General features: G+C 57.4%; 9 protein-coding genes. 5 read left to right on the forward strand and 4 right to left on the reverse strand.

Annotated elements, in window-relative coordinates; all coding sequences use genetic code 11:
* Positions 1 to 231 precede the first annotated feature (231 nt).
* Together J3U88_RS28930 and J3U88_RS28935 are read right to left on the reverse strand one after the other, a co-directional pair.
* The gene (locus J3U88_RS28930) at positions 232 to 1,782 is read right to left on the reverse strand and encodes a sigma 54-interacting transcriptional regulator (RefSeq protein ID WP_207862503.1); all 1,551 of its coding nucleotides are present in this window, start codon (positions 1,780 to 1,782) and stop codon (positions 232 to 234) included.
* Positions 1,783 to 2,443: 661 nt separating this feature from the next.
* Positions 2,444 to 6,403, reverse strand: a complete 3,960-nt coding sequence (locus tag J3U88_RS28935; RefSeq protein WP_207862504.1) for a protein kinase domain-containing protein — start codon at positions 6,401 to 6,403, stop codon at positions 2,444 to 2,446.
* A 278-nt stretch (positions 6,404 to 6,681) separates the two neighbouring features.
* Here J3U88_RS28935 and J3U88_RS28940 point away from each other — a divergent pair, with 278 nt between their 5' ends.
* The 3 genes from J3U88_RS28940 (at position 6,682) to J3U88_RS28950 (ending at position 9,627) form a co-directional block, all read left to right on the forward strand.
* On the forward strand, positions 6,682 to 7,566 hold the full coding sequence (locus tag J3U88_RS28940; RefSeq protein ID WP_243436219.1) for a CsgG/HfaB family protein: 885 nt from the start codon (positions 6,682 to 6,684) through the stop codon (positions 7,564 to 7,566).
* A 6-nt stretch (positions 7,567 to 7,572) separates the two neighbouring features.
* Positions 7,573 to 9,126 (forward strand): alcohol dehydrogenase catalytic domain-containing protein, encoded by a 1,554-nt coding sequence (locus J3U88_RS28945; protein WP_207862506.1) that lies wholly within the window; start codon positions 7,573 to 7,575, stop codon positions 9,124 to 9,126.
* Between the two features lie 114 nt (positions 9,127 to 9,240).
* The gene (locus J3U88_RS28950) at positions 9,241 to 9,627 is read left to right on the forward strand and encodes a hypothetical protein (RefSeq protein ID WP_207862507.1); all 387 of its coding nucleotides are present in this window, start codon (positions 9,241 to 9,243) and stop codon (positions 9,625 to 9,627) included.
* A 93-nt stretch (positions 9,628 to 9,720) separates the two neighbouring features.
* On the opposite strand, the gene J3U88_RS28955 is transcribed toward J3U88_RS28950, so the two are convergent.
* Positions 9,721 to 11,757: a (Fe-S)-binding protein gene (locus tag J3U88_RS28955; protein ID WP_207862508.1), complete on the reverse strand. Its 2,037-nt coding sequence runs from the start codon at positions 11,755 to 11,757 to the stop codon at positions 9,721 to 9,723.
* A gap of 682 nt (positions 11,758 to 12,439) precedes the next feature.
* On the reverse strand, positions 12,440 to 16,111 hold the full coding sequence (locus J3U88_RS28960; protein ID WP_207862509.1) for a serine/threonine-protein kinase: 3,672 nt from the start codon (positions 16,109 to 16,111) through the stop codon (positions 12,440 to 12,442).
* A 777-nt stretch (positions 16,112 to 16,888) separates the two neighbouring features.
* Between J3U88_RS28960 and J3U88_RS35120 the strand changes: the two genes are divergently transcribed.
* Together J3U88_RS35120 and J3U88_RS28970 are read left to right on the forward strand one after the other, a co-directional pair.
* Positions 16,889 to 17,527 (forward strand): DnaJ domain-containing protein, encoded by a 639-nt coding sequence (locus J3U88_RS35120; protein ID WP_207862510.1) that lies wholly within the window; start codon positions 16,889 to 16,891, stop codon positions 17,525 to 17,527.
* Positions 17,528 to 17,689: 162 nt separating this feature from the next.
* Positions 17,690 to 17,878, forward strand: coding sequence for a DnaJ domain-containing protein (locus tag J3U88_RS28970; protein ID WP_207862511.1), 189 nt, complete (start codon positions 17,690 to 17,692; stop codon positions 17,876 to 17,878).
* Positions 17,879 to 18,029: the final 151 nt, after the last annotated feature.

The following is an 18,029-nucleotide window of genomic DNA, read 5'->3' on the forward strand; positions in this document are numbered from 1 at the left end:
TATTTTAGAGCAAGTCTCAGAAAACGCAATCACGGACGACAACTCATGCCTATTTCGGAAAAATTGGGCGGGTACGCTTTGAACGCGTCGGCTTTTCTTTTGGTTATCTACCGGGAAGTTAATGAGATAGAAGCTGTCGCCCAATCATTCCAAGCGCGGGTTTCTATTGGACGCGAACCGCGTTGCAACTTCTCCCTCGCACAAGGCAAATCGCCTGGCTTCTCACGTTCTTCACACATCCTTGATTGCGTACTTCTTCATGCGCGCCAGCAGCGTGGTGCGTTTCATGCCAAGGATGCGGGCGGCCTGGCTTTGGTTGCCGCTCACCGCTTTGAGGACGTAGCGAATGTAATCGCTCTCCACTTCCTGAAGGGTTTTGAAGGCTTTTTCGTCGGGGGTTTCGTCGGTGTTTGTCGCGACCGGCTCCTGTTCGGGATCGAACCACGTCGGATCGTAATTGAGGCGATCATCCGGTGAGAGCACCATCATGCGATACAGGAAGTTCTTTAATTCACGGATGTTGCCTTTCCATTCGCGGTTGATCAGCATGTCCATCACCTGTTTGGGGATCAGGTGGATCGATTTGTGGAGCTTGCGGTTAAACTCTTCAATGAAGTGGTTCACCAACAGCGGGATGTCCTCACGGCGTTCACGCAACGGCGGCAAATGGATGGGGAACACGCTGAGGCGGTAAAACAAGTCTTCGCGGAAGGACCCTTTCGCTACCTCCGCCTTGAGGTCGCGGTGGGTGGCGGCGATGATGCGCACGTCGGTCGCGCGGTCCGTGGTGTCGCCGACGCGGCGGAAGGTGCCGGTTTCCAGCAAACGCAACAGGCGGACCTGCATCGCGGGGGAGGCTTCCCCCAATTCGTCGAGGAACACGGTGCCGCCGTTGGCGATTTCAAACAAACCGATTTTGTCGGTGGTGGCGCCGGAGAAGGAGCCCTTGCGGTGTCCAAACAACTCGCTTTCCAAGAGGGTATCGGGCAACGCGCCGGTGTTTTGTGCCACGAACCGTTTGTTTTTACGGGAGCCCTGGTAGTGAATCGCGTGGGCCACCAGCTCTTTACCCGTACCGGATTCGCCCTGAACCAGCACGGTGATCGGGTTGTCGAGTACCTTCTCAATCGCGTGGCGGATGCGTTGCATGCCGCGGCTTTGGTACACAATCATGTCGAAGCGGTCGGCCTCGTCGAGCGGTTCTTTTAAAAACAAATAGTCCTGTTTCAGCTTGAGGTGGAGCTGGGCGTTTTCCACCGCGACCGCGGCTTGGGCGGCAAAGGCTTCGACAAAAGCGCAATCGACCTCGTTCAGACCGTGGGCTAATTCGTCGGAATCCACATACATCACGCCAATTACTTTCTCCCGCGAGATCAAGGGCACGGCGAGAATCGCTTTGAGGCCGAGGTTGACCACGCTGTGGTTGTTGGCGACCTGTGAGGTGGGCACATCCTCAACCACGATCAGGCGTCGTTCTTTCACCGCTTGTTGCGCCAAGCCGCGGCTGATGTGGAACTCCGGGGATTCTTCCATGTTGACCGCGCGTTTCATGGCGAGTGACCCGTTTTTTTCGACCAACATCAATAGGCCGCGGCAGGTGCCGGTCATGTCGATCATGTGGTCCAGGATCAGTTTCAGGACCGCGTCGAGGTCCAACGAGGAAATTTGCCGGGAAATTTCGAGGAGTTTTTCCCAGGCCAAGTTTTTGCGTCCAATCGCTTCCATGCTTTTTTGACGGGCTTGGCCGAGTGAATTAAGAAATCGGGTTTTTGAATCGCTCACGGAAATCTCCTGGGTTAGTGGTTTGGGGGGGCGAGGGTGCGGAACGCCGAACGTCGATCACCCGTATTTTAGCTTGAATGGCGCCTTAATTGAACGAGGGTGTTCGTCGCGCGGGTCGATGGATTTACGCGCCATGGGATTTTATTGGGGCGGTTGGCGAATAAAGGGATGTCTGCAAGTAAGTTAGGCTTCGAGGATGCGGCGGGGGCTGGGGCTCTTGTCGGCAGATACCCGTCCACTGATGATGCCGTAACTTCGGTGAGCGCTGAACAGGTTCTCAGGATGGGCAGGATGATTAGAGGATGCGGGGGGGGGCTTTGGAGCCCTCGGCTGCAGATCCCCGTCCGCGGATGATGCCCTAACTTCGGTGAGCGTCAAAAACTTCGCAAGAGCAAATACACGACCTTTGTAGGTCGTGGGTAACTTATTAATCGCAATCGACACCAAAGCAAAACGAAGTTCAGGCAAGACAGTCGCGAAAAGGAGCAAAGCTCTTAAATGAGGGTGGTCATAAGTTGAAGCATTTATTGGGTTGTGTGGTGGTTGGTGAACTCGAAAATATTCGGTTAACCGGAGCAACGGATCTATCCGCATGCGCGATCCCAGCAGCCCAACATTTGTTGGGCGGGCAAAGGGAAAACGGCGCCTCGCCATCCCCAACCTATCCTGATTCGAGGTTGAGCCGCTCCATAAAACCCATCACTTCTTCCACCTCGAACTCGCGTGCGTAGGTTTCCCAATGATCCTCGGACAAGTCGACAGTGACCTTTTCCAGATCATCAATGCACTCGCACATCGCCAGATGGGCCTCGTGTAGGTTGCGGGCCGCGTGTAATTCTTTGGCACGCAGGAAATGCGCGCGCCATTGGCCCGTTTGGTCTCGGACCGCCGCGGGCCAGTCACTCTCGGGCGTTGGGGCCGGCGACGCGGGTGGGGTGACCGCCGGCGGTGCGACGGCCTTGGGGGGTTGGGCGGCGAGCCCGGTGGTCGGGGCGATGTTGATGAGGGTTTGGTCAAAGGCGCCGCCGCGACTCTGCTCTTGGAAGTCCGCGAGCGCCTCATACAGGGATTGGGCGTCGCTAAAACGTTGGTCCGGTGAAAAGGCCAGACTTTTCATGATGATTTGGGCCAGGGGTTGCGGGAGCTCTGGGACCGTATCCGTTAGGGCGAGCACCGCGCCTTTGCGAATGTTGCCGATCAAACTGATTTCATGAGAGCCGGAGTAGGGCAGGCGACCGGCCACGGTTTCGTACATCAACACCCCGAACGAATAAATGTCCGAGCGGAAGTCGCCGCGGCGGTGGATGATCTGTTCGGGGGCCAGGTAGGCGAGGGTGCCGATCAGCCCGCCGCCGCGGGTTAGGGTTTTGGTGCCGCGGTGACGTGACAAGCCGAAATCCATCAACTTAATTTGGTCCGATTTGAGGCGACCGCTGACCAGGGACGCGATTTCGCGGGAACTGGTGCGCCAAGCCGGACTTTGGAACATGGTTTCGTGAATGATGAAAATGTTTTCGGCTTTGAGATCGCGGTGCTGAATGCCTTGCTGGTGAATGTAGTCGAGGGCTTTGGCGATGGCGGTGAAAATGTCCAGGGACGTGCGCCAGTTGATTTGCTTTTGCTCGGCCACGATGCGCTTGAGCGTGACGCCTTGCAGGAGTTCCATGGCGATAAAGCCGCGACCGTCGAATTCACCGGTTTCAAAAACGGGCACGATGTTGGGATGCTGCAGCGATTTGAGGATGGCAGCCTCGCGTTGGAAGCGTTTGCGAACCTCGCGATCCGAGGTCAATTCAGCCGGGAAGGTTTTGAGCGCGACAATGCGGCCGCGCACCACGTCACGGGCGCGGTAGACCACGCCCATGCCGCCTTCGCCGACGATGCCCAGTATTTTGTAGGGACCGATGAAATGGGCGCGGTACCAGGCGGGCAGGCCACATTCGACGAGGGCGGCACCGGCGATCAAGGCGCTGTACAGCGCGACCGCGGCCAGTTGGACCGGGGCCGTGTAGGCCGTGGTTGCCAGGGCGATCAACCCATAGAGGGGAAAGACGGCCATGATGAGCGCCCGGAAGGGGTAGGAGAGCGGTGTGGCTTTTCGGCGTACCAAGAACCGGTTGGTTAGGCCGATGCAAGTGAAAAACAACAGCAGCTTGAGCGCTTCCAACCAGAGCCGTGCGAAACGGGGGCTCAGTTGGATGCGGTACATCAGGGTGTGAAGGCCGTCGACAATGGGTGGGTGGGCCTGCAGGGTGATGTGTTGGCCCGGCATCACCTCGGCAACGCTTTGGTGGAGCCGGCCGTTAAAGCGAACTTCCAAGCGGTGTGGGCCCTCGTGGGGGGTGGCGAGGTGGTGCCGTCGATCCAGGCTGTGTCCCCAGCCGTGATGGTTGACCGCCTCGACGGCGCGGGTTCCAACCAGGTCGACCCGGCCATTGGGGTGTTCTCGGTACAAACGGATGTCGGCACCCATCGCGGCGCGGTTTTGGGGCGGGCCGATCAAGGTGATGGTGATGGCGCGGTCCCCCTGTATTTGGTTTTCATAAAAGGTGAGCCTGCTGTTTTCCAGGCCGATCAAGTCCAGGTCGCCGTCGTGGTCTAAATCCACGCCGGGGAAAAAGGCGTCGGGGGGGCGGACGAGCATTTGGTCGGCCACATTGACCCAGTCGCCGCGTTGGGTGCGGGTCAGCAGATAATGGGCGCCGGTGCTGTGCAGGGCCAGGGAAATTTCAGGAAAACCATTGTGGTTGAGGTCGCCCAGGTTCACGATTTGACCAAAAGAGTCCGGCTTGAGTGGGATGTTCGGGAACCGTTCTTCGGCTTTGGTAAAGAAGCCGCGGCTGTCGTTTTGCCACGCTTCCAGGCGATCACGAACGCTGAGGATGTCTAAATCGCCGTCCACATCAAAGTCTACGAGCAGGAAGGAACCGTATCCGTAGCCGGTCGAGCCTTCCATGCCGATGCTGTCGGCAAAAGGGGTGAAGGTGAAGTGCCCGTCGTTGCGGTAGGCAATGGTGGTTTCACGCGAGAAACCCTGGTCGAGGGCGTCCAAATCACCGTCGCCGTCCAGATCGCCCCAAACCAAAAAGGCTGAGGTGGCGGGTAAGGTATCGGCCGGCAGCGGCACCATCCGTCCGTTGCGGTTTTCAACCAGTCGGTGGTTGGCCGAGGTATTGATGGGTTGGATCTGGTACAAATCAAGGTCGCCGTCCCCGTCGAGATCCAGCACCTTGTTGATGTCGGGAAGGGCGCTTCGTTCGGTGGCGGCGATGTCGTTTTGGAGCACCTTGTAGCCGAGATTGCCGGAAGCCAGCAGTGGGTTGGTGTCGGGTAAGTTGGTGATGACGAGCCATTCCGGCAGGTTTCCGTCGAATAAAAACGCGGGCAGGCCGTGGGTTACCGCGCCCTGCCCATTCAGGTGCCACAGCTTTTCCGGGGAACCGTACAAGCCAAGCCCGTCATTGGGGTAAGCCATGAGGGATTGGTCGTCGGCGATGACCAGATCAAGGCGCTCATCGCCGTTGGCATCAACCATGTTCAGATGGTTTTTAGAGGGATAAAAGGGTATGGCTTGCGGGGTTTGGATCGCGCGTAATTTGGGCGGACCCGCATCGGTGTTTTTGTAGATTTTCCCGTCACCCAGAATCCAAAGGTTGCCCAGAGCGTCTTCCTCGATTAACTGGGCGTGCACATCGCCTGGCAACATGGCGTTTTGCCAGCTTCTGCCGTCGAAGAAGAGGACCATGCCGTTGTGGCCCACCGCATAACCGCGGTCGGGGGCCTGAATGCACAGATCGCTAATCGGGCCGCGTGTGGGGAGGTCGTGCCAACTGGTCCACTTGCCGCCGTGGTAGCGGGCCACCGCGGATTCGGCGGCGAGCCACAAGGCCCCGTCCCGGTCAACGTGCTGGCGGTTAAAAATCAGTGTTTCCATGTCGCGGGGGAGATCCAGCATCGCCCATTCGCCGTCGCGGTATTCGACGACAAGTCCGTTGCTCCCGGAAGCAAAACCGTGGCTGGGACTGGTTAGGGTGACATTGAGGAAATTCATTTTTTGCAATTCGCTCAGGGGTAACGCGGCGGCGCGTTTGTTGGGTTTGGCTTGGAAAACCTTGAACCCGGTTTTGTCCAGACGCATGATGCGACGGTTGTTACCCACCAGAAACCCCAGATTCGCATCGACCATCGCCATACCTTGCGGCCACAACCCGCTTTTTACAATGGGCCGGGCTTGCCAGGTGTTGCCGTCGAAATGCCAGATGTCGAAGTGTTGGCGTGGGTCGCCGTTTTCGGTATACGGGGCAAAAGGAACCACCCAACAGTGGTCTTGCCCGTCAACCGCCAGAACATACGAACGTTTGGTGGTGACCGGAAAGTCGGTGCGCGGTCGCCAGCGCCGACCGTCGAAAAACCACAAGCTGTGCCGTGTTGGCTTGTTGAACACCCCGCCGAGCCAGCCGCGGCCTTGGCTGTCAAACACCATGCTCGTTTTCCAGCCGGACACGTCGGCCTCGCCGTAGACGTACCAATCCGTGGGGCGGTTGGGCAACGCCTGAAGCGGCGGCACCACGATGAGGCACAGCAACCACGTGTGCAAGAGGATGGGGCGGAAAATGCTCAAGTTGGCGGGCTCCGGCAAGCAGGACAAGGTCTTTCGTGGCGGGGCGGCTAGACCGCGCCCTTTGTAAAAGGGGTATTAGCAAGGTGTTTGCCGGAATCCGAATGGAGGTCGCGGCACCGTCGGTTTCGTTCTGTGATTGCGATGCGCCTCGCGCGGCATTATGATGCATGGTATACCGAATGATCAATTGCAAGGAGGCAACGATGGTTGTTGAAACGCACCAATCACGCGTTTCATTGCTGTCCGCGTGCGCACGATGGGGATGGATGTGTTTCTTGATGCTCCCGTTTGTGACACACGTTCAAGCACAAGGCGGGCTGCGGTATACGGTGCAAGTGAGTGATTTTGAAAATCGCGCCGGGGCCAGTGCTCGGTGGAACCTGGGCGATGCCTGGGATGCGGTTCTCACCGAACGACTGAATAACTCGGGCCACTTTATCGTAATCGCTACCGCGGATATGCGCAACCGGGCAATGGACGAGCAGGATTTGGCGCAATCCGGCAGGGTGGTCACCGGCGATAAAACGGCCAAAACCGGGCTCATGACGCCCGCCCAACTCATCATTAAAGGAACCATCGATTCATTTGACGATGGGACCTCCGGTAAAGGTGCCAATGCACGGGTTCAGGGCATCGGTTTACGCTTTAAGGGCGGGGCTTCGATCATTTCGGGAACGGTGTCGCTTGTGGATGTGACAACCGGTCAGGAGATCGCCTCGCACCGGTTCGAAGAAAAAGTACGGCAGGCCGGCGTGCGGGTGACCGTGCAGGACGTTGATTATGCGGGCGATTTTGATGCCTTTAAGAAAACACCTGCCGGTCGCGTGATTGCGAAAGCCTGCGATAATGTGATCGCCTTCTTAAAAGATCGTCTCCCTTCAATTACCTGGCGCGGAAAAGTGATTAAAGCGCGTGGCGAAACGATTCTGATCAACCGCGGCACCCGCGAAGGGGTTTCCGTCGGCGACATTTTACGCGTTGGTTTTGTTGAAGAAATTCGCGATCCCGACACCGGGGAACTTTTGGACCAGGACTTGGTGTCCAAGGGTTTTCTTCGCGTTACCCGTGTCAAAGAAAAAATCAGTTATTGCGCGCCCCACGCTGAGAACGGCAAGAAACCCTACAAGGCGAAGGAAGGGCAGACCGTATTTCACCGGGAATAAGCAGCGATGGGTACCATGGCAGACATGGTGGGAGAAATCATGGAAGACATCCGCTTTTTAGCGTCCGAATATACCGAATCCGGCGGATTTGAGCAGGCGGTCTATCATTATCGCGGCAGTGCCGCGCTGGGCTGGGAGGTTTCGCGCAACAAGCAAAAACGCTTGTCGCTCGGTCCTGGCTACGAGGCGGTTCGCGTGGAGCGGTGCGGCGTTTGCTCCACCGATTTGGCGCGACGTTTCCTGCCGTACCCTTTGCCTCAAGTGATCGGCCATGAAATGACCGGTTTCCACCGCGGCCGGCGGGTGGTGGTCGAAATCAACGCGTCCCACAAGAGCCGCAACCTAGAGGTGGACTGTCCCTTTTGCAGCAACGGTCTCGAAACCCAATGTCCCGAGCGTATTACCCTCGGAATAAATGAGTTGCCAGGAGGTTTTGGGGCCTGGGTGCTGGCGCCCGTGGGGGGGATTGTGGCCGTGCCGGAAGCGGTGGATCCGCTCGCCGCCGCCTTGGTGGAACCCTTTGCCGCCGCCCTGCACGGCGTGAAAGCATCCGCGCCGCGCGACGGTGAAACCGTGGCCGTGCTCGGCCCACGCCGGCTCGGTCTGCTCACCGTTGCCGCCCTCGCCGCGTGGCGCGAACAGAGCGGCCGTCATTTCGAAATTCAGGCGCTTTCACGTCATCCCGCCTTGTTGGATGTGGCCAAACAGTTAGGTGCCGACAACGGCGTGGACCTCAACCAAGTGGACGCTACTGCGCTGGAAGGGCGATTCGACTTGGTGTTTGATACCACCGGGCGTCCCGCCGGCTTACGCGACGCGCTGACCATGGCCAAACGCGCCGTGCACCTCAAATCGACCCACGGTCGCGAGGTGATGGGTTTGGACCAGCTCACCGCGCTGGTGGTGGATGAGCTGACCTTATTGCCGGGTCGTCATCACCACCTGCATTTCCAGTGGCCGTTCCAGCGCCGCGAACGCGGCAACGTGCATATTTGGGTGTCGCCGTCCGTGCCGGACGCCGTGGTTGAAAGTGAACTCATGCAAACCGCCGTGTGCGGGGAAACGCGGGTGTTCCATCGTTTGCCGGTTGAAAAGGCGTACGCACGACTCAAGCAAAGCCAGGCCGACTGGGCCGATTCCAAGCGGCGTTTTCCGAAGGGCGGCGACCTGCCGCGGTTTGACGCTGCCATCGTGGGAAGTTGGGACGAGGTTGACGCCGTGATTCGGCCGAACCCGGCCGAGGAGGTCGGTTTGGTACGGCCGCGTGGTGCCGTGCTGGTGTGGGCCGACGACCAGGTGCCGGCGGCGGATGCACCGGTTGCGCCCTTGCACCGCGCCCTGTGCGAGCGGGGCGTGGCCCTGATGAGTAGCCGTTGTGGCGATTTCCGCGAGGCCGTCGCATTGTTGGCGGAGCAGCCGCAATTGGCGGAATCTCTGGTGCGTTTGATGGTGACCCATGTGTTTCCGGCCGATGATTTGGGACGGGCTTTTGAGGTTGCCGCGGACAGCGAACAGAGCATTAAAGTGCTGGTGAACGCCGGCATGGGCTTGGGTGCCTAATTTTTTTTGTGAAAAAACTTGCTTATTGAACCTTTTAGGCACCACATTGTCTGTTGGGGTAGCCGACACATAAAAGGATTCGTCTGTCGGTGAGCAGTTGACCACGGAGGGAACATGGAACTCAACGGACTTTCTTCGCAATCGCAATCCTTGCTAAACAGCTTGGCCGCGGGGGGCACCGATCAAACCGCGCAAACGGACAGTGAAGAAACCACGACGGTGACGCAACCTGAAGCAGACAGCGTGGAAATTTCCGAGGAAGCCGAGGCTCTGGACCAGCTTGACAGCGCATTGCCCTCGTTAATCGCCGCCGACAATGCGACCTCGATCCTCTCCACGATTAATAACGGCGAAAGCAGCGGCACCACCAACTTGCTGAACCTCGCCAACGCCCAAGCGTTAAGTGAATCCCAATTGGGCCAATCCTCTGCTGAAGACGCCCTGAGCAGCGTCCAAAACAACGGAAGCAACGACAGTGATCTGTTGTCCCTGATTGGCTAACCGCTTGCGCCTCGGGCGCGGCGCTCACATCCTCAGCCAAAACAAAAAAAGCCCGGCGACCTGCCGGGCTTTTTGTTTTGGGTTCCGCGTTGGTTAGGCCATGGCCTCCGCCACCAACTCGGCGATATCCTTGGTTTGGATCTCTTCTTCCTTGTTGTGGTGGGCCACACCGTCCGTCAGCATGATGGTGCAGTAGGGGCAAGCCGTGGCGATCACCTTGGGGTTCTTTTCCATGGCTTGGTCCACGCGGGTCACGTTGATGCGGGAACCGATGGTTTCCTCCATCCACATGCGCGCGCCGCCGGCACCACAGCACATCGACTTCTCGCGGTTCATGTCGAACTCGAGCGGGGTGTCCTTGGTGAGTTTGTTGATGATTTGGCGCGGTGCCTCGTATTCCTTGTTGTGGCGACCGAGGTAGCAGGGCTCGTGGTAGATCACGCGCTCAAAGTCGGCGTTGACCTTGATTTTGCCCTGGGCCAGCAATTGGTTGATCAATTGCGTGTGGTGAATGACCTCGTAGTTGCCGTTGAACTCGGGATACTCGTTTTTCAACGCGTTAAAGGCGTGGGGATCGCAGGTTACGATTTTGGTAACCTCGTACTCGTTCAGCGTCTCCGTCAATTGCATCGCCAGCATTTGGAACAGCAGCTCGTTGCCCGCGCGGCGAACACATTCGCCGGTGGAGCCTTCTTCCGCGCCGAGGATGGCGAACTTAATGCCGGCCTCTTTGAGGATTTTCACAAAGGCTTTGGCGACTTTTTGGTTGCGCGAGTCAAAAGACTGCGCGGAACCCACGTAAAACAGGTAGTCGAGTTCCTTGACCTGCTCGGCGTCTTCAACGACCGGTACATCCAAGTCCTCGGCCCAGTCGCCGCGGGTATCGGAGTTCAGGCCCCAAGGGTTGCTCGCGCGTTCGTAGTTGTCGAAGGCGTTTTGCAGTTCCTCGGGAACCTCGGCGTCAATCATGACCTTGTACTGGCGCATGCGGTAGAACTTGCTCAAGTGCTCCAGTTCGATGGGGCAAGCCTGTTCGCAGTAACCGCAGGTGGTACAAGCCCACAGCGTGTCCTCGGAGATGACGTCGCCCACCAAAGGCGGTAATTCGTCTTCTTCGATTTGGTCGGCGTCTTTCAAGAGGGTGTCGCGGTGGTCCAAGAGGTGGTGTTTGATGCTGTCGTTGACCCATTTGAGCGACAAGGGTTTGTCGGTGAGGAACGTGGGGCAGGCGTCTTTACAGCGGCCGCATTCGGTACAGGTAAATACGTCGAGTGCGTCTTTCCACAACAGGTCTTTGGCCGTATGGGCTCCGACCTTAAATTCGTCCTCATCGTCCTCGTCCTCCTCCTCTTCTTCCTCTTCCTCGTCGAAAAAGGCGCTGAGGTCGGCGGAGGGCACCTTGTTGAGCGGGCCCTGGGCGCTGAAGAACAGGGCGGGTAAGGCAGTCACAATGTGGAAGTGCTCGCCCATCGGCAGGATCACCAGGAACGCCAAAACCGTTACCATTTGAATCAGGTAGGAGCCTTTGTAGAGGATCTCCAAGGTTTCGGGCGGAATGCCGGAAAAGGCCTTGCCGAGCGCGCCGCCGATAAAGGCAAAGGACGCCTCGTGTGCCAAACCTTCGTTGGTATCCACGTAGAGCGCGAACTTAAAGCCGTCGTACAAGAAGTCGGTAACCATAATGGTCATGATCATGCAGAGGATGACAATGGCTTCTTTGTTGGGTTCCAGACGTTTGGGTTTTAGGACGAAACGGCGGTAAAAGGAGTAAAGCACGGCCAAAATGACCGCGAACTCGATGAAGTCTTTAAAGGTGGCGTACAAACCGCCGATCAGGCCGGGGTACACGAAAAACTCGTCGTACGCGATGATGATCAACTGAATTTTGCGGAACAGCAGGGTGGTGAACCCGTAAAAGATGACGAAGTGCATGAGGCCGGGTTTGAGGTCCATGGACAACATGCGTTTTTGGAGAAAACCAAGATTAATGAGATTGGTGACACGATCGCCAACATGATCCCAACGCACCGCGGGTTGCAGGGCTCGCACAATCGATAATTTCACAAATGAAAAGTACGTGAAGCCGATCAAACTCGCGGCGAGTAGAAGAGAAATGACTACAGGAAACATACTACCTCGCTCCGAAAAGGGTCGTGTTGCAAAAGCCGGCGGGGGAAGGGTACGGCTTGGTGGGGGTGTGGCCGGCGGCGCCGTGCCGTGGGTTGTGGGGTTGTTATAGGTAACTCATACCACAATCTCACCTAATCCCCGAGCGCTTTTCACGCATGGGAAAGGTGGTCGCCGGCCGAAAAGGCGGTTAACCGCTTGCGGAATTGGGGCGTTCCTCGACTGTCGCGCCGTCCATGGCCATGCCGCCCGGATTGCGGGGGCCCGACCCGGGAGGGTGGGGAAAATTTGAAACTGCACGACGGTTGGTCAAGAATCATCCTGCAGGTCAATCGCTCGGTAGGTGGTAAACGCATTCCAATCCGCATTCATATTAAGGACTTGCGTGACCATGTGTCAAGGAGAATGCCGCAATGTGTCAAGGATAGGACCTTTTCCGCGCGAGAATGTTGGGATCGGTTGAATGTTGCGCCCTTGGGCTTTGTTCTTTCCTTGGGAACAATGCGCCGCTCGCACCGCCGGGGTTTCTCCCATACCGCGTCGCTTCCCGACGGTAGGCATTCGGTGGTGGTACAGTTTATTTCACCATCGCGATAGACCCCGAGGTAACAACGGAGGATTGTTGCCGGGGCGGTCTCGCGACGGTGACAACTTCACGGATGTCTGAATCAAGCAGGCGGCGGTTTTAGTGGACCGTTTTGGGTGCTGCTCTGGCGCGTGCCGCTTGGGTGAAATAGTGACGGCTCCCCAGCCGATCCTCCAGGGCTTGGAGGCTGCTGTCAAGCAACGACCGGGCTTCGTCGGTTTGACCCGATTCACGTAAAAGGAAGCCTCGAATCGACTGCACCACCAGATGTTTTTCATGGTTTGCGGGTAGGTGGGCGCCGAAGTATGCCGCCGCCTCGGTTAACAAAGGGTTCGCCTCCTTCATGTTACCGCGCACCGCGAGAAGGTCCGCCAATTCAAGACGAATTTCCGCGCCTTCTTCAAATGCCCTCGCCTTTTTTCCTCCGTGCTCGGCCAGCAGGCGGCGCAGCAAGGATTCGGCTTTTGCAAGGGCCCCCTCCTGCCGGAACTGAAGGGCCCGAACCTTATGAACCATGGCGAGGGGACCCTTGGTACTTAATGATTGGGCGACGGTTTCCGCCTGTAACAGGTTGGCTTCGGCAGCGGATGGATTGCCGCCCAGTAGCAAGATTTCGGCAAGTGCGGTGCGCCATTCAATTAATTCGACATGGGTCTCCTCCAACAGGGCACTACCGAGGGTTAAGGCGGTGCGGTAATGCTGTTCCGCGCGTTTTAGATCCCCCATCGACAGATAGAGTTCGCCCAGGGCCGCTTCACACACAATGACCCGTCGATGCTTGCGGCCAAGCGCCGCCGTGTAGACCCGCAATGCTTGTTGCAGTTGGGTCTCGGCTTCTTGGTAGGCCCCTTTGGCCGCCAGCAGGGCACCCCAATTTTGGGTGCTCACCGCGGCGCGGAGGTGATCCACGCCGTAGGTTGCGGTTCGCGCGGAATAAACCTTGTGCAACAGGGGTTCGGCATCTTTGTAGCGACCTTGGGTCAGGTACAGGGCGCCCAGATTGTTGAGGGTGCTCAACATCCTCGGATGGGTTTCCCCGAAAAGTTCCCGCCTTAGGATCATTGCCTTGAGGTAGCTGTGTTCCGCCTCTTCGAAGTTTCGTTGTGCGTGGTAAAAGGCACCCAACGTATGGTAATTGGCTGCGACGAGCGGGTGCTTTTCGCCCAGCGCCGCCATGTTGATGGCCAGGGATCGGCGGTAAAGCGGTTCCGCCTCATCGTAGCGGCCTTGGTTTTTTAGCAGCACCGCGAGGCTGTTGAGAACCTGACCCACGTGGGGATGCCGGTCGCCGATTTGGGATACCTGAATCGCCACCGCGCGTCGGTACAAATGTTCCGCCGTTTCCGGTTGTCCCTGATGGTTCAGCAAAACGGCGAGATCGTTAAGGCTGCCTGCAACCAAGACATGTTGTTCACCGAGTAAAGCGATGCGCATGTTCAATGCTTGCCGATAATAGGTTTCCGCCTCGGTCAACCGGCCCTCGTCATGGTGAACCGCGCCTAAAATATTCAACATGGCGGCCGTTTGTAAATGATTTTCACCGTAATACTTACGCGCCATTTCGAGACCGGCGGTCAGCAGGGGGGCGGCCTCAGCGTAGTGAGCTTGGGCTTTGAGAATCTCGGCATGCCGCGCGGTGCAAAGGACCCGCCATGGATGGTCGTCCCCAAACAACGATTGGTAAATTTCTTCGGCCTGGCCGAGAGTTTGCCGGGCTTCGTCGAGTTGACCCAGATGCATTTTCTGAGTTGTCACGGCCATAAGGGTTTCGGCAATTTCTGAATGGGTCTCGCCGTGTCGGTCGCGCAAAACGGTTAACAAGCGGCGTTGTTCGGTCAAGGCGTCTTGGTAGCGACCCAGCAGCGAAAGGAGTTCCGCGCGATGACGGTGGTAGGTTTCTTGTTCACGGGAGGGTAGCCGATGAACATCGGGTGCCAAATTTTCAAACAACGCAAAGGCTTGCCGGTAGCGCCCTTGGAGCAAGTAGAGGTGGGCTTGGGTGTGCGCCAAGAGGCGTGCTTTCTCAGGGGCGGTTTCCAGATCCCAGCGGTCTAACAGTTCTTCCAGATGTTTCTCAGCAACGGTGAACTGGTTGCGTGCGATGAGGGTCCGTACGAGTTCCAACTTGGCGGGGTAGGCTTCGTGATCCTGCTCGGGAACGCGGAGCAGGGCTTTTTCCAGCAGCGCTTGCGATTGTTCGTGGAAACCCAAGGCGCGATACACACGACCCATGGTCGTCATGAGCCGACGTTGAACCTCGGGCTCGTCGGCGAGGGTATGACTGACCTGTCTGCGCCCTTGTTCCATCACGTCATAGGCACTGACTTGGCCGGAGGGCGTTAAATCTGGATCGACCTGTTCAAACAAAGAAATGAGAAATTGGGTGACCTGCTCGGCAGTCCGTTTTTCTTTGGCCACGCGGTCGCGTTCCTGCATGATGGCGACCCGTTGCGAGGCCGCGAAACTCGAAAATAAGGTTAACCCCAGGATCAATACACCGGCAAAACCCATCGGCCAAGGGTTGCGTGCCAGAAATTTACGGAACCGGTAGAGCCGCGTTGCGGGGCGCGCGCTGATGGGTAATCCGCCCATATAGGCGCGAACATCCGCGGCAAAAGCTTCTACACTGGCATAACGTTCGGCCGGATCGCGTTCCAAGGCTTTGAGCGCGATTCGGTTCAAGTCACCCCGCAATTGTCTTTGAAATAAACCAATGTGTGGGTTGTTTGGATCCTGAACCAAACTCGGTTTGACAATCGGCGCCTCGTTCACCGCGTGAACCAGATCACGCAAATTATGGGTGTCGACCTCATAGGCGCGTTTTCCGGTGAGGACTTCATAAAATACCATGCCGAGGCTGTATACGTCGGATGTGGCACTGAGGCGCCCGCCGTTCACCTGTTCCGGTGAGGCGTAAGCGGGGGTCATCATCTGGTCGGCTTGAATTGTCACCGTATTCTGTTTTCCCGTATCGGGATTAAGTGAAGCGGCCAACCCGAAGTCCAACAATTTGGGCGAGCCGTTGGTTTGCACCATGATGTTGTGCGGTTTTAAATCGCGGTGAATGATCATGTGCTGGTGGGCGTGACTCAGCGCGCTGCACACGGCCAGAAACAAGGTGAGCCGCGCTTTGAGATCGGGGCGTTCGTTGGTGAGGTACCTATCCAGGGTTTGGCCCGCCACGTATTCCATGGCAAACCAGGGGTGCCCGCTCGGTAATGCGCCTGCATCAATGACATGGGCGATATTGGGATGGCGTAAGCCGGCCAAAATGCGGTATTCCCGCTGAAACAACAAGCGTGATCGTTCATTCGGCAGGAACAGGGTTTTCAAAGCAACTTTCAGGTCTAGGTCGTCAATGCGGTCGGCGAGGTAAACCGTACCCATACCGCCGCTACCCAACACCCGTTCGATGCGAAAGGGACCGCAGGTACTTCCCGGTTCCAGACCCGAGCGCTCTTTTGGGCCCATCGCCGCTTCCACGGGGAAGGCAGGTTCCGGTGAAGGGTCGAAGGAAAGCGTTGCGGTAGGGTCTTCATGTTGTGTTTTCGCCGGGTCGGCCGCATGGGTTGTTTCCGTTTCGCGTAGCAATAGAGCCAGCCGATTCGCAACATCCGGGTTGGTATGGGCGGTTTGTTTAAGCACCCACTGTTCGACAGCCCGCGGGTCCGCGCCGCGGAGGAGATCAAACAGCCTCGCTGCTTGGCGTTCGTTGTCGCGCGGGTCCCCGGATGGGTCGGTGTGCTCGGGGTTGGGATGAGGAGCGTTCATATCGGCCTACTCGAATCGGAAAAAAAGATCGTAACCTGTACCAAGAGGGGCGCCCAAAATGCGCGAATGGCTAGGTTCAGGGGATCAGGTGCTTTTTGCTTCGATGATCTTGCAACATCAAGATGTGCCTGGTTTATCGGGGTCAGGCCGATAAAACTAAAGATCGGAAGTAGCCCGCCGCTGGGCATAGGCTGCTGGGCGTCGTGAACCGGCTAAAGGATTTGGATTAGGGCATTTCTCAGGTATTAAAGCATCGCGGGATCGGTGGGTGAGGTTGGTCGACCTCGGGAGGCTGTGATCCGTCACGGATGGCGAGGGACCGTTTTCCCTTTTTTGTTGGATGGCGCATGAGGATAAAGCCGTAGCTCCGGTTTGGTTTTTTTATTTCTCAGGATGGGCAGGATAGGATGAGGATGGCGAGGGGCCGTTTTCCCTTTTGTGTTGGATGGCGCATGCGGATAAAGCCGTAGCTCCGTTTGCCCAAAATTAAAATTGTATGGTCGAAGTAAAACAACACTTATAAAACCATTAGTTTACGCGTGACTGTTACCCTGTGGGTATGCTGTGTTGGTTTTTGTTTCCCGAAGTGACGGCTTCATCCGCGGTCGGGAAGTGGGAGAAGAGGGTGGCAACGTTCCCGCCGCATCTTCTAACCATCCAGCCCATCCTGAGAAAGTGTTTTGTAAGCGCGGGTTTAAGGGTGACTGTCCCTGCTTGGGTCGTGAGTCCAGATATCCTTTGCTACAATTGTCGGCATGATTCCCTGCTGAGGTGGTTGTGTCGCCTTCTTGTTATGCTTTGATTTCGGATTACGTCAGCCGTCCCGAGTGGCTGCGTTATGAGCGTCGCTTGAGCGAGGGGTATCCCGGTATTCCCGAGCACTGGGGGCTGCCGGCCGGGGTTGCGGCCCGTTTGGTACTCAAGCTGCAATGGGAATATTTTAACCCTGACCGGGTAAGTGATATTGCGGAGAAACGTGCGTTGTCTTGGTCGTTTTTGCGTGCCTTTTTGGATGAGGCCTCGCTGCGTAAGTATTTCTTTTTGCGGGATCGATTGGAACCGAGGGCCAAGGAGCAGTGGGATCGGCGCTTTGCCGACATGGAAGCCTTGTTGCAATTGAGTGCCATGGACGAAACCCTGCGGCTCGAGTACCTGTCGCAACAGGATGCAACCGCGCGTTACGGAAAGTCGCGACGGGTCAAGGTGATTAAAAACAAGGGGTTGGGTTTGTCGAGCGAGGTGTTGGGTGTCAATGTGTTGATGACCTGGGACGAAATCAAGGCCCGTTACCGCTTCCTGTTGAAATGCCATCACCCGGATGTGGGCGGTGATCCTGAGAAAACCCATGAAATCATCGAGGCCTTTAAGGCCTTGGAGCAGGAGCAGGCAAAACGGGCCGCGCGCGGCCGCGGGTAAACCCCAATTCGACGGCGCGTAGCGAGAAGGGTCGCGGGGCAAGGATAAGCGATGATCCGGCCAACCCCGCCGGGGTTGGCACACCGCGAAGCGGGGACCACCACTCATTTTAAACGTGAGCCGAAGGCGAATTACCCCTGGTTAGGCTGAAAGGGGTTGGGTTTGTCGAGCGAGGTGTTGGGTGTCAATGTGTTGATGACCTGGGACGAAATCAAGGCCCGTTACCGCTTCCTGTTGAAATGCCATCACCCGGATGTGGGCGGTGATCCTGAGAAAACCCATGAAATCATCGAGGCCTTTAAGGCCTTGGAGCAGGAGCAGGCAAAACGGGCCGCGCGCGGCCGCGGGTAAACCCCAATTCGACGGCGCGTAGCGAGAAGGGTCGCGGGGCAAGGATAAGCGATGATCCGGCCAACCCCGCCGGGGTTGGCACACCGCGAAGCGGGGACCACCACTCATTTTAAACGTGAGCCGAAGGCGAATTACCCCTGGTTAGGCTGAA

The sequence above is a fragment of the Acanthopleuribacter pedis genome (assembly GCF_017377855.1).
In the GTDB taxonomy this organism is placed as follows: domain Bacteria; phylum Acidobacteriota; class Holophagae; order Acanthopleuribacterales; family Acanthopleuribacteraceae; genus Acanthopleuribacter; species Acanthopleuribacter pedis.

Excerpts from the sequence above, each read along its gene's own strand:
- J3U88_RS28940 (WP_243436219.1), top strand. The coding sequence starts at position 6,682 with ATGCTCCCGTTTGTGACACACGTTCAAGCACAAGGCGGGCTGCGGTAT.
- J3U88_RS28945 (WP_207862506.1), top strand. The coding sequence starts at position 7,573 with ATGGGTACCATGGCAGACATGGTGGGAGAAATCATGGAAGACATCCGC.
- J3U88_RS28950 (WP_207862507.1), top strand. The coding sequence starts at position 9,241 with ATGGAACTCAACGGACTTTCTTCGCAATCGCAATCCTTGCTAAACAGC.
- J3U88_RS28955 (WP_207862508.1), bottom strand. The coding sequence starts at position 11,757 with ATGTTTCCTGTAGTCATTTCTCTTCTACTCGCCGCGAGTTTGATCGGC.
- J3U88_RS28960 (WP_207862509.1), bottom strand. The coding sequence starts at position 16,111 with ATGAACGCTCCTCATCCCAACCCCGAGCACACCGACCCATCCGGGGAC.